This window comes from Parahaliea maris (assembly GCF_008064665.1).
In the GTDB taxonomy this organism is placed as follows: domain Bacteria; phylum Pseudomonadota; class Gammaproteobacteria; order Pseudomonadales; family Halieaceae; genus Parahaliea; species Parahaliea maris.
This window is the reverse complement of record NZ_VRZA01000002.1, coordinates 330,120-342,865: the sequence shown is the minus strand read 5'-3', so window position 1 is coordinate 342,865 and position 12,746 is coordinate 330,120. Positions and strand designations below refer to the sequence as shown.

Here is a 12,746-nt window from a genome sequence, read left to right as displayed (position 1 = left end):
CGAAAGCCCCTTACAGGACTTCCGCACCTTTCAGACCGATGGTGAATTTCTCGAGATAGGCGTTGGGCGAGCGACCGTCGTAGGTGATTTCGTCGATGAACGCATGCTGCGCCGGTTTGTAACCCGACTCCGAGTCGAAGTTGGGGAAGTCGCCAGCCGCCATCTCGCCTTCGGCAATCAGCTCTTCAGCCGCCTGGCGGTAGATGTCCGGGCGGTACACGCTCTGTGCCACCTGCTTGTACCAGTCGTCGGACTTGGGCTCGGCAATCTGGCCCCAGCGACGCATCTGGGTCAGGTACCAGATGGCGTCGGAGTAGTAGGGATAGGTTGCGTTGTAGCGGAAGAACACGTTGAAGTCGGGAACCTCGCGCTTGTCACCCTTCTCGTACTCGAAGGTACCGGTCATGGAATTGGCGATCACCTCGGCATCGGCGCCCACGTACTCCGGCCAGGACAGGATATCCACCGCCTCGGGCCGGTTGGCATTGTCCTTGTCGTCGAGCCATTTGGCCGCGCGCAGCAAGGCCTTCACCACCCTCACCGAGGTGTTGGGATACTTCTCGGTGAACTCCTGGGTCAGGCCGAACACTTTTTCCGGGTTGTTCTTCCAGATCTCGTAGTCGGTGATGACCGGCACGCCTATTCCCTTGAACACCGCCTGCTGGTTCCAGGGTTCACCCACACAGTAACCGTAGATGGTGCCGGCCTCGAGAGTTGCAGGCATTTGCGGGGGCGGGGTTACCGACAGCAGGGCCTCGGCGCTGATCTGCCCGGAGATGTCGCCCTTGTGCGGTGCGTAGTAGCCCGGGTGAATGCCGCCAGCGGCCAGCCAGTAACGCAGCTCGTAGTTGTGGGTGGAAACCGGGAACACCATGCCCATATTGAAGGGCTTGCCCTCGGCAGTGTATTTCTCGACGACGGGCTTGAGGGCATCTGCCTTGATGGGATGCACGGGCTTGCCGTCGTCCATCATCGGCAGGTTCGCTTTCATCTCATTCCAGACGGAATTGGAAACGGTAATACCGTTGCCGTTCAGGTCCATGGAGAACGGGGTGACGATATGCGCCTTGGTGCCAAAACCGATGGTTGCCGCCAGCGGCTGACCGGCCAGCATGTGCGCGCCATCGAGCTGGCCGTCGATCACGCCGTCCAGCAGAACTTTCCAGTTGGCCTGGGCTTCCAGGGTGACGTAGAGGCCCTCGTCTTCGAAGAAGCCTTTTTCATAAGCAATGGCAAGCGGCGCCATGTCGGTCAGTTTAATGAAGCCGAACTTGAGTTCGTCTTTTTCCGGCTCGCCGATTTCGGCGCTCACCGTATGACCCAGTAGCAGTGCACCGGCAGTAACCAGTACCTGCGGCAACTTGCGCCAACCTGCAAAAGATGTCCATCTGCGCTGCATTGTTCTCTTCCCCTTCAAGTTTGAGTGGATCACGCACAGGCGACTCCTCCTGCCATCAGCTGAAGTCAGCGATGGGCAAGAGCGTCGTTGCTCGTGAATAAGAGGAGTAGCGATGTGATGAAACTGCGTAATATTATTATCAAGTGGCGTGCCAGAAAAGCGAAAACTATTTATTTTCATATACTTATAAACACTTCATCACAGTGAAGCGGCCCCTGCGCCCGGAGTTGAACTCTGCAACGGTGCATGAGCTGTCACGTCTTGGTGCGCGGGCACCAGTAGTGCGCAATCACGAACAGTGCGCAATCACCCGTAGCGCGGAATCAAAGGGTGCCGACAGAATCGAGTGGGCAAAAAAAACGCGCCGTGGGCAGGTATGTCCCACGGCGCGTTACAAGGAGAACAGACAGTCAGTGGAGGTCGGGTACCACCCCTACCTGGGGCATGGCGGCCAGGCCGATATCCCGCGCGTGTTGCTCAAAACCCTTGTTTTTCCAGAAGAAGGCACCGGGCATGGTGGTCGGCACCACCAGCACATAGAACAGCGCGCGTCCGATGACGGCAACGCCAACCGCGGCCAGCGCCAGTACGAACCACAGCACCATACCCACCGTTGACGACACATACAGGGGCGCTGTCGCCAGCCCCGCCAGGGCCACTATCAGTAAAGCGTTGCGCAACAGGTAGGTCTTGCCAAAGGTGGTGCACTGCACGTAGTGGGACACTGCGCCCTCGTTGCCGGCGGCGTTCATATCCCTGGCGTGCAGGTAGAGCCCAATCGCTTCCAGCGCCAGTCCGAGCGCCATCAATGAGCCACACAGCCCCAGCAGCGGCGACAGCGGCATCCCCGCCAACAGCATCGCCACGCTGCCCGTTGCCGCCAGGCACAGGGCGCCGAGGTACAGGCTACAGCCGACGAAGGCGAAGCCCGTCTGCTTGTGGTCCCAGAACGGCCGCGCCTTGATGCGGTAGCAGCGGTACATGTAGTACAGGCCGATGGCCGAGCTGGCGATGGCCAGCAAACCGGTCACCACAGCGGTCGTTTCAAATACGCCGGCGAACCCGGTTAGGCCTGGCAGGAAGGACTGTAGCCATTCCTGCTGCCCCAGTATCGCGAGCATGTGCAGCCCCGCAAAGGCCATGAAGCCGGCGACGCCCGCCCCTTCACGCGCCACCGGCGAATGGCGCAAATTGTTGAAGCCGCGATAAAAGCGAATCGGCTTGCCAAGGTGGACCGTTGACATGAACAGGCCAAAGGCGACCAGTCCCAGGCACAGGGCCACCGCGCCCGGGTAAACCACTGAACGGCTGACCGTGCCGACCACTTCGTTACCCGCCAGGGTACCCAGCAGCAGCATGGCAAACAGGCCGATGGCCGCCTGCGCCGCGAGGGTGAACAACACCAGCGGATTTTCACGGCTGGAAAGACGGGAGAGACTCCAGTGGCGGGCGGTACCCGTTTTTTTATCGACCGCCGGGCGATAGTGCCCGGCCTCGTCGTCACGGCGGTACTTGACCGGCGCCGAATCGGTGCGGGTCAGCTCGCGGGGCATGGAACGGGTCTGCTGGAAGCGGATATTGGGCTTGCTGATTTCCGGATCCGGGAAACCGGGAATGCGGGTGTCGATCTGCTCCCGGCGGTCCGGGGTGTTTTCCACCACACCGAAGTTCAGGGCATTGCCGAGGCAGGCCGAGACGCAGGCGGGTTTGAGCCCCACTTCCAGCCGGTCCACGCACATGTTGCATTTTTCCACCTGCCCCGCCACCGGATCGAGCTGCGGCGCGTTATAGGGGCAAACCCAGGTGCAATAGCCGCAGCCAAAGCAGATATCCGGGTCCTGGATCACCGCGCCGTATTCCGGATGCTTGGTGTAGGCGCGGGTCGGGCAGCCCTTCAGGCACACAGGGTCGTCGCAGTGATTGCACGCCATGGAAATATTCATGCGCACAAAGTTGGGATAGGTGCCGCCCTCCACGTACCCCACGCTGCGGAAGCTCAGGTGAGGCGGCAGGTCGTTCTTCTCACTGCAGGCGGACTCACAGGCGTGACAGCCAATGCAGTTATCCGCGGTGAAATGGAACGCGTGCTGCTTGTTGCGGTTGGGGTTGAAGCCGACCTCACGAACACCGTTGATGTTCAGCGAGGTCGCCTCGTCGACCAGTTCCTTGAGGGCAATGCGATTGCCATAGCGATTGACCTCGGCACTCTCCGGGTCATTCAGCAGGGCGTATTCCGGCTCGTCGTCCCGCAGGGGGAACAGCGACTGGGAAGGCCGGGTACTGGCAATGGGTTCGAACAGTTTTACCGACATACTAGAACGTTCTCATTTCGCGATTCAGGCGGGCCGCCTCGGCCTGGTCCACGTGCTCTATGCGCACCGCGGCCTGCTTGAAAGCCGGCTGTCGCGAATGCGGGTCGAGCAGTCCCAGGGAGACGCGATTGACGCAATCGTGGAAGTGGAATGGCACGAACACCATGTTGCGCGGCACTCGCTGGGTGAGCTGGGCCAGCACGATGGCGTCACCGCGACGGGATACCAGGCGAACGTACTGCATGTTCTCGATACCGAGCTCCCGCGCTGCATCCGGGTTCATCTCCATGTAGGCAGTGGGGCTGAACTTGTTGCAGTTACCCACCTTGCCGGTGCGGGTGCGGGTGTGGAAGTGCTCTACCACCCGGCCGCTGTTCAACCAGAAGGGGAAGTCCGGATCGGGATTCTCGTTGTTGTCTGTCCAGGGCAGCGCCAGCAACTTTGCCTTGCCGTCCGGATAGGGAAACACGCCGTCGGTGTAGAGTCGGGCACTCCCTGTTGCATCGCCTTCCCGCATGGGCCATTGAATGCCACGCTGCTCAAGGATGAGGTCGTAGCTCATTCCCGAAATGTCGAGGTTACGTGGCGCGCCATTGGCCCCGGTGCCCACCGAGAGGGCTTTCATCTCCTCGAATACATCCGAGGCCGCCTCGGGAAAGGCCATTTTCCGCCCCTGCTCCCAGCGCTTGGCCAGTTCACTGAAAATCCACAGGTCGGGTTTGGAGTTGGCGTGCGGCGCGGTCACCGGGGTTACCCGGTTTACCCGGCGCTCGGTGTTGGTAAAGCAGCCGTCCTTCTCCGCCCAGACACTGGCGGGAAAATAGGCGTGGGCGTACTGGTTGGCCTCGACGTCCACGTAGGAATCCTGCACCACACAGAACTCCAGCTTCTCCAGTATCTTGCGCATCCTGCCGGTATTGGGCATAGAGGTCATGGGGTTGGTGGCCACCAGCCACAGGGCCTTGATCTCACCGGTCTCGATAGCCGGGAAGATGTCGGTCATGAAACGCCCGCGTTTCTCCGGGAAGAACTCCGGGTCCACTCCCCAGAACTTGCCAACCTCCTCACGGTGGGCCTGGTTTTCCAGCACTCGATAGCCCGGCAGGCCGGAACAGGACGACCATTCGCGGGTGCCCATGGCATTGCACTGCCCGGTGATGGAGAGCGAAGTGCCCCCCGGCTTGCCGATATTGCCAGTGATAAGGTTGAGATTGTTGATGGCGGCGACGCCATCGGAACCGTGGGTACTCTGGTTGATCCCCATGGTCCAGATGCTCATGGCGGCGCCGGCGCCGGCATAGAGTCGCGCTACGTGACGGATGGTGTCTTCGTCGATACCGGTGATCTTGGCGGCCATCCCCGGGTCATACTGTTCGACCAGGGCAGCGAATTCCTCGCGGCCATTGGTATGAGCCGCAATGTAGCCCTCGTCCGCCAGGCCCTCCTTGAGGATGACATGGCACAGGCTGTTGAGCAGGACCAGGTCGGTGCCGGGTGTAATGGGCAGGTGGATGTCGGCGAACTGGGCGAACATGGTCACCCGCGGATCCACAACGATGATCGGGAAACGCTTGCGCTCCAGCGCCTCTTTCAGGCGCCAGTAAATCACCGGGTGCTGCTCGGGCAGGTTGGAGCCAAACGCCAGCAGACAATCGGTATGGGAAAAATCGTCGTAGCATCCGGGCGGGCCATCGCTGCCAAAAGAGCGCTTGTAACCCGACACCGCGGAGGCCATGCACAGCGTGGTATTACCGTCGTAGTTATTGGTGCCAATCACGCCGCGCACCAGCTTGCCGAGGGTGTAGAACTCTTCGGTGAGAATCTGGCCGGTGGACACCACCGCCACGGCATCCCGGCCGTACTTCTCCTGGATGCGACGGAATTCCGCGGCGGTCTTGTCCAGCGCGTCATCCCAGCTCACGGCCTGCCAAGGCTCATAGGTGTGATCGCGCAGAAGCGGTTCAGTGCCGCGGCCGCTGGCATTCAGGATGCCGGCCTCGGTAATACCCTTGATGCACAGTTTGCCCCGATTGACCGGCGCGTCGGCCACGCCGCGAGTCGTCACCGCCTTGCCCGCAGCATCCAGCCCCACTTCAATGGAGCAGCCAGTGGAGCAATAGCCGCAGGTCGCGTACTTCCACTCCACCACCCCCTTGTCGCGCAGGATGATCGGGTTCTTTTTGCGTCGTCCAAAGAGCATCGAATGCGTCCTGTCAGCCTGCCACTTTCACGTTGACGGCATCACCATCCAGCTGGATATCGTAAACCGGCAGGAACACCCCCTCCTCTTCCAGGCAGGCGCCTGTTTCGAGGTTGAAGTGCTGTTTGTAGAGCGGGGACGCCACCACCACCTGGCCCTGCAGGTCGCCGACGATACCCCGGGACATGACATTGGCCTTGCCGATGGGATCCCTGTTCCCCAGTGCGAATACCTGCCTGTCGGTATCCGGCAGGTAGAATATGGCAACCTGCTCGCCTCCGACCAGCGCACAGACGCCGGAGTTCAGCACCAGGTCGTCCCGGGTGCATACTGTTTGCCAATCGTCCTGCTTCACCGCTTCCATCCCTTTACTCCTGTCGTTCACTGCCCTGGCGACACCGTGGCCGCCGGGGCCTTTTTCAAATGCGTGTCTGCTACGCTATGGCCCGCCGCTTATTTGCTGCTGGCCACCAGGCGGATTTTTTCCTCGGGCTGCGCCGGCCGGATCTGGCCCCGCTCCTGCACAAACACCACGCCACTGTCCTCCTCGTCAGAGTTCACGAATTGGCGGAAGCGCTTGAGTTTTTCCGGATCGTTAATGGTGGTGGTCCACTCGCACTGGTAGGTGCCGACCACCGCTGCCATCTGGGCTTCCAGTTCAGCGCAGATGCCCAGGCTGTCCTCGATGATGACTTCCCGCAGGTAATCCAGGCCGCCCTCGAGATTATCCATCCACACGGAGGTGCGCTGCAGGCGGTCCGCAGTGCGGACGTAGAACATCAGGAAGCGATCGATGTACTTGATCAGGGTTTCGTCATCGAGATCGGTGGCGAACAGGTCGGCGTGCCGGGGCTTCATGCCCCCGTTACCACAGAGGTAAAGGTTCCAGCCATTCTCTGTCGCAATAACGCCAAAGTCTTTCGACTGGGCCTCGGCACACTCGCGGGTGCAACCGGATACCGCGCTCTTCAGTTTGTGCGGGGAACGCAGGCCCTTGTAGCGATTCTCGATAAAGATCGCCATGCCGACGCTGTCCTGCACGCCATAGCGGCACCAGGTGCTACCCACACAGGATTTCACGGTGCGCAGGGCCTTGCCATAGGCATGGCCGGTTTCAAACCCAGCGTCCACCAGCTTGCGCCAGATTTCCGGCAGCTGGTTCTGGCGGGCGCCAAACAGGTCGATACGCTGGCCACCGGTAATCTTGGTGTACAGGCCGTACTCCTTCGCCACTTCGCCGAGCACGATGAGTTTCTCCGGGGTAATCTCGCCGCCGGCGATACGCGGCACGATGGAGTAGGTGCCATCCTTCTGCATGTTGGCCAGGAAGGTATCGTTGGTGTCCTGCAGGCCGACATGGGGCAGCTCCAGGACGTGATCGTTCCACAGGGAAGCCATGATGGAGGCGATGGCCGGCTTGCAGATATCGCAACCGCGGCCCTTGCCGTGGCCATCGATCATGTCCTGGAAGGTTTTCACCTCGCCCACCTTGGCCAGGTGAAACAGTTCCTGGCGGGTATAGGGGAAGTGCTCGCAGATGCTCTTGTCGACGACCACGCCGCGGGCGGAGAGCTCGTCTTCCACCACGTTCTTGAGCATGGCGGCGCAACCGCCGCAACCGGTGCTGGCTTTGGTCTCCGACTTCACCTCACCGAGACTGCAACAACCGCTATCGAGTGCCTCGATGATGCAACCCTTGGTCACGTTGTGGCAGGAACACACGGTAGCGGTCATGGGCAGCGCGGCAGCGCCCAGCAGGGGTTTGTCGCCCGCCGCGGGAACAATCAGGCTTTCCGGCTCGGCCGGCAGCTCGATTTCATTCAGGAAGTACTGCAGCAGGGTGTCGTAGTCTTCACAGTCACCCACCAGCACGGCGCCCAGCAGCAGCTTGCCGTCGCCGCTGGTCACGATGCGCTTGTACACCTCGGCGCGTTCGTCACTGAATACATAGGAGATACTGCCCTCGGTGCGGCCGTGGGCGTCGCCGATGGACCCGACATCGACTCCCAGCAGCTTCAGCTTGGTGCTCATGTCCGCGCCCTGGAAGCTGGCCTCCTGTTCACCGGCCAGCTGGTTGGCGACAACCTCGGCCATACGATAACCGGGGGCCACCAGGCCGTAGATGCGGCCGCCAAACAGGGCGCACTCGCCAATGGCGAAAATATCCGAGTCCGAGGTTTTACACTTGTAGTCGATGACGATGCCGCCGCGCTCGCCGACAGCCAGCTCGCTCTCACGGGCCAGCTGGTCCCGGGGGCGAATACCGGCCGAAAAGACGATCATGTCGGTGTCCAGGGCAGTGTCGTCGGAAAACTCCATGCTCAGGGCACTGCTCTCGCCCTCGACGATCTGCTGGGTGTTCTTGCTGGTGTGGACCCGCACGCCCAGGGCTTCGATCTTGCGGCGCAACATATTGGAGCCACCCTCGTCGAGCTGCACGCCCATCAGACCGGGAGCGAATTCCACCACATGGGTTTCCAGCCCGAGATTGCGCAGCGCGTTGCCGCATTCCAGGCCGAGCAGCCCCCCGCCCACGACCACGCCGCGGGTGCTGTCCTTGGCGGTGGCCTTGATCTGGCCCAGGTCGTCGATGGTCCGATAAACCAGACAGCGCTTGTTATCAGCGCCTTTGACGGGCGGCACAAAGGGGAAGGAGCCAGTGGCCAGCACCAGCTTGTCATAGCTGAAGCGGCGACCGCCTTTGGTGACGACCTCGCGCCTGGCACGCTCGATGCGCACAACCGGATCGCCAAAGTGTGCTGTCACACCCCAGTTTTCATAGGTTTCCCGGGTGGCCAGGGCGAGATCGGAGGGCTCGCGTCCGGAGAAGACTTCAGACAGGTGAACGCGGTCGTATGCCGGACGGGGTTCTTCGCCGATGACGGTAATGTCGTCCGCTGTCTTCAGACCGACAAGGCTTTCCACAAAGTGGTGCCCGACCATGCCGTTGCCAACTACGAGGATTTTGCGCGTGCTCATCACTTCCTACTCCGCAATTCAGTTCGCGCCGATGGCGCAAGTCTTTTGAGTCCACGCACACCGTTGCCTCCGCGGCCGACACGGGGTGACGGGGAGCGGGAGCGACGTTGCTCGTGGAAATAGGACAGCGATGTGGGGACGTGCGGGTAAAAAAATACAATGTCTATGCCAGAAAACGGCTTTTATTTATTTTTCAGAGAGTTAGTGGATTATTACTACTCCGGCGCCCGGGAAAAGAGAGACATTTTCGGCTCAGTACAGTGCGTTCCGGCCGATTTCGAACTGATTTGGTGCGCGATCTGTTGGCACCCCGGCTCCAGTCCGGCCAGGTGATGAGCCAGTAGGACAGCCGCCCCCTCGAGCCCCTCAAAACAGCGTACCAAGCGAAATTGGCCAGCCGAACTCGCGCGTCAACATTGGTGCGCCTCCCGGCAAACAGCGCCTCATTTTAATTCATTTGCGCACCACATAAGGTCATGAAGGCACAAGGAAGACTGTGCCACCCCGGCGAAACCCACTAATTCCGGGGCCTTCACCTCCCGACCTCTCTGGCACACACTTTGCACTAATCCAAACGCGAGCGTAACGGCGCGCTCGGTCCTTCCCGTTATCTTCCATGAGAGTTTTATCATGAGTAGCCCGGTTAACGTACTGGACTTGTCGCGCGCGCCTGTCCGTACCCTCCACCTCACGTGGGTGGCTTTCTTTATTACCTTCGTGGTGTGGTTCAGCCACGCGCCCCTGATGTCCCACATCCGTGAGGCCTTTGATCTGACGACCCCGCAGCTCAAGGCATTGCTGATCCTGAATGTCGCACTGACCATCCCCGCGAGGATCGTGGTGGGTATGCTGGTGGACCGTTTTGGCCCACGCCTTGTGTTCAGCCTGCTGCTGATCCTCAGTTCCTTTTTCTGCTGGGGTTTTGCTTTTGCCACCAGCTACGAAATGCTCGCCCTGTTCCGCTTTCTCGGCGGCTTTGTCGGCGCGGGATTCGTGATCGGTATCCGCCTGATCGGCGAGTGGTTCCCGGCGCGCCAGGTCGGCATGGCCCAGGGCATCTATGGCGGCTGGGGTAACTTTGGCTCCGCCGCTGCGGCAATGACCCTGCCCACCCTCGCGCTGCTGTACGGCGGTGACGACGGCTGGCGCTACGCGATCGCCAGCACCGGCCTGCTGTCCCTGGCTTACGGCATCTTTTTCTACATCCGGGCACGCAATACGCCCAAGGGCTCTACCTATTTCAAGCCCAAACGTCACGGCGGCCTGGAAGTGAGCAGCTGGCGCGACTTCTACTTCTACATCGCCATGACGCTGCCCCTGTACATTGCCCTGGCCGTCACCAGCTGGCGCCTGTCACCGGCCAACCTCGCCCTGCTGAGCGACACGGCAACCCAAAGCATGTACGTCGTACTCTTCGTGATGTTCGTATTTCAGGTCAGCCAGATTTGGCGGGTCAATCGCGACCACCTTAAAAACGGCGTGCCAGACATCGACCGCTACAAATTCAAGCAGGTGGCCGCGCTGGACTGGGCCTACTTCGTGACCTTTGGCTCGGAGCTCGCTGTGGTCTCCATGCTGCCACTTTTCTTCATGGAAACCTTCGAACTGAATGCCGTGACTGCCGGACTGCTGGCTTCCGGCTTCGCCTTCATGAACCTGGTAGCGCGCCCCTCCGGCGGCTACTTCAGCGATACCTTTGGCCGCAAGCGTTCTCTCTCGGTTCTGATTGCCGGCCTGGCGGTGGGCTACCTGGTTCTGGCACAGGTCGACAGCGGCTGGTGGCTGCCGGCCGCGGTGATCGCGACCATGGCCTGCTCCTTCTTTGTGCAGGCCGGTGAAGGCGCGGTGTTCGCCATGGTCCCTTTGATCAAACGCCGGATGACGGGCCAGATCGCCGGAATGGTGGGCGCCTTCGGCAACGTGGGCGCGGTGGTATACCTGACCGCCCTGACCTTTGTCGACGCCTCCACCTTCTTCATGATCATTGCCGCCAGCGCGGGTGTGTGCTTTCTTATCGTGCAGTTTGTCGAAGAACCCGAGGGCCAAATGCAGGAAGTGCTTCCCGACGGCAGCGTACAACTGATCGACGTGGCCTGATGACTGCACAGCCGGCAGCAAGCACGGCCGCCCACCTGGAGCAGCGCCTGCTGTTCGAGGTGGGCCAGCACAGTTGCGCCGGGGTCAAATCCGTCAACGAGGATGCCATTGGCATCCGCATTCCCGTCGATAGCCTGCTCACCACCAAGGGTGCCGCGGCCGTCATCGCCGACGGGGTCAGCGCCGCAGAAGCGGGGCAGGAAGCCAGCCAGAGCAGCGTGACCAGCTTCCTTTCGGATTACTTTTCCACCCCGGAAGCCTGGAGTGTCCGCCACTCGGTGCAACAGGTGCTGACCGCCCTCAACCGCTGGCTGTATCGCAATGGCCAACACCTGCCGGACAGCGGCAAGGGCTTCCTCACCACCTTCAGCGCCGTCGTATTCAAAAGCCAGCACGCCCATCTCTTCCATGTCGGTGACAGCCGCATTTACCGGTTCCGTGAGGGCCAGCTGGAGCAACTGACCCAGGACCACGCGGTCCCCGTGGGCAACGGCCAGACCTACCTTTCCCGGGCACTGGGGCTGGATGTGCGACTGGATGTGGATTACCAGCGCCTGCCACTGGAACAGGGCGACCTGTTCCTGCTCACCACCGATGGCGTGCACGATCCGCTGACGCACCAGGAGCTGGTGCAGTGGGCGAAGCGAGAGGACCTTACGCTGGAGGCGCGCTGCGAGCAACTCAACGCAGCGGCTCTGGCTGCCGGCAGCCAGGACAACCTCAGCAGCCAGATGCTGCGCATTGTCAGCCTGCCCCGCCCGGAAATGGACGAGGTGGTGGAGAAGCTCACCGAATTGCGCTTCCCCCCCTTTCTCAACGAGGGGGACGTGCTGGACGGCCTGCGCATCGAGCGCGAGCTGCACGCCAGCAATCGCAGCCAGGTGTATCTGGTGCGCGACGTCGACAGCAGCCAGCAGTACTGCATGAAAACGCCCTCGGTCAATTTCGAGGACGACCCGGCCTACATCGAACGCTTTGTCATGGAGAGCTGGATTGGCTCGCGGATTCACAGCCCCTACGTGGTGCGGGTCCTCGAGCCACCCCGTCCACGCAGTTGCCTGTACTATCTCACGGAGTACGTAGCCGGCATGTCACTGGCGCAGTGGATGCGCGAGCACCCACGCCCGGCGGTGGAAGAGGTGGTCTACCTGGCAGACCAGGTCGCCAAGGGGCTGCGGGCCATGCACCGGCGCGAAACCCTGCACCAGGATTTAAAGCCCGACAATATCCTGATCGACCGCCAGGGCCAGGTGAAGCTGATCGACTTCGGATCCTGCAGGGTGGCCGGTATCGACGAGATCGCCACTCCCCTGCAACGAGACCACGTACTGGGCACGGCGACCTACGCAGCGCCGGAGTACCATGTCGGGGCGGGCATTGACGCCCGCGCCGACCTGTTTTCGCTTGCGGTCATCTGCTTTGAGATGCTGACGGGCACCCTCCCCTTCCAGGGCCGCCTGGAGCACTGCCGCAATGCCCGCGAGTTCCTCTCTACCACCTACACCCCCAGCTACCAGATCAATCCCCTGGTGCCGCAGTGGATAGATGGCGCATTGCGCAAGGCCATGAGATTCCACCCGGAACGGCGCCATGGGGATGTTGCGGAATTCGTTCACGAATTGCACAAACCCAACCCGGGCTACCTCGCCTTTCACCAGCGGCCGCTGCTGGAGCGCGACCCGGTGCGAACCTGGAAGCTGATTGCCATCGGCCTGGGGCTGCTGGAGCTGCTGACCCTGGTGCTGTTGCTGGACTGACA

At 61.3% G+C, this 12,746-nt stretch carries 7 protein-coding genes; 2 read left to right on the top strand and 5 right to left on the bottom strand.

The features are described from left to right. Nucleotides 1-10: 10 nt before the first annotated feature. The 5 genes from FV139_RS05920 to nirB form a co-directional block, all read right to left on the bottom strand. Complete coding sequence (locus FV139_RS05920) at nucleotides 11-1,399, bottom strand: CmpA/NrtA family ABC transporter substrate-binding protein (RefSeq protein WP_148067334.1); 1,389 nt, start codon at nucleotides 1,397-1,399, stop codon at nucleotides 11-13. 410 nt (nucleotides 1,400-1,809) lie between these two features. Beyond that, complete coding sequence (locus FV139_RS05915) at nucleotides 1,810-3,711, bottom strand: DmsC/YnfH family molybdoenzyme membrane anchor subunit (RefSeq protein ID WP_148067333.1); 1,902 nt, start codon at nucleotides 3,709-3,711, stop codon at nucleotides 1,810-1,812. Nucleotide 3,712: 1 nt separating this feature from the next. Beyond that, on the bottom strand, nucleotides 3,713-5,911 hold the full coding sequence (locus FV139_RS05910) for a molybdopterin oxidoreductase family protein (RefSeq protein ID WP_148067332.1): 2,199 nt from the start codon (nucleotides 5,909-5,911) through the stop codon (nucleotides 3,713-3,715). 13 nt (nucleotides 5,912-5,924) lie between these two features. Then, complete coding sequence (gene nirD, locus FV139_RS05905; RefSeq protein ID WP_148067331.1) at nucleotides 5,925-6,275, bottom strand: nitrite reductase small subunit NirD; 351 nt, start codon at nucleotides 6,273-6,275, stop codon at nucleotides 5,925-5,927. Nucleotides 6,276-6,364: 89 nt separating this feature from the next. Next, nucleotides 6,365-8,890: a nitrite reductase large subunit NirB gene (gene nirB / locus FV139_RS05900; protein WP_148067330.1), complete on the bottom strand. Its 2,526-nt coding sequence runs from the start codon at nucleotides 8,888-8,890 to the stop codon at nucleotides 6,365-6,367. Nucleotides 8,891-9,520: 630 nt separating this feature from the next. On the opposite strand from nirB, the gene FV139_RS05895 reads away from it, so the two are divergent. Next, complete coding sequence (locus tag FV139_RS05895; protein ID WP_148067329.1) at nucleotides 9,521-10,987, top strand: NarK family nitrate/nitrite MFS transporter; 1,467 nt, start codon at nucleotides 9,521-9,523, stop codon at nucleotides 10,985-10,987. Beyond that, complete coding sequence (locus FV139_RS05890) at nucleotides 10,987-12,744, top strand: bifunctional protein-serine/threonine kinase/phosphatase (protein WP_148067328.1); 1,758 nt, start codon at nucleotides 10,987-10,989, stop codon at nucleotides 12,742-12,744. The genes FV139_RS05895 and FV139_RS05890 overlap by 1 nt, the downstream gene beginning before the upstream one ends. Nucleotides 12,745-12,746: the final 2 nt, after the last annotated feature.

What these genes read in the sequence shown, in the direction of transcription:
- FV139_RS05920 (WP_148067334.1), bottom strand. Translation starts at nt 1,399, where the DNA reads ATGCAGCGCAGATGGACATCTTTTGCAGGTTGGCGCAAGTTGCCGCAG.
- FV139_RS05915 (WP_148067333.1), bottom strand. Translation starts at nt 3,711, where the DNA reads ATGTCGGTAAAACTGTTCGAACCCATTGCCAGTACCCGGCCTTCCCAG.
- FV139_RS05910 (WP_148067332.1), bottom strand. Translation starts at nt 5,911, where the DNA reads ATGCTCTTTGGACGACGCAAAAAGAACCCGATCATCCTGCGCGACAAG.
- nirD (WP_148067331.1), bottom strand. Translation starts at nt 6,275, where the DNA reads ATGGAAGCGGTGAAGCAGGACGATTGGCAAACAGTATGCACCCGGGAC.
- nirB (WP_148067330.1), bottom strand. Translation starts at nt 8,890, where the DNA reads ATGAGCACGCGCAAAATCCTCGTAGTTGGCAACGGCATGGTCGGGCAC.
- FV139_RS05895 (WP_148067329.1), top strand. Translation starts at nt 9,521, where the DNA reads ATGAGTAGCCCGGTTAACGTACTGGACTTGTCGCGCGCGCCTGTCCGT.
- FV139_RS05890 (WP_148067328.1), top strand. Translation starts at nt 10,987, where the DNA reads ATGACTGCACAGCCGGCAGCAAGCACGGCCGCCCACCTGGAGCAGCGC.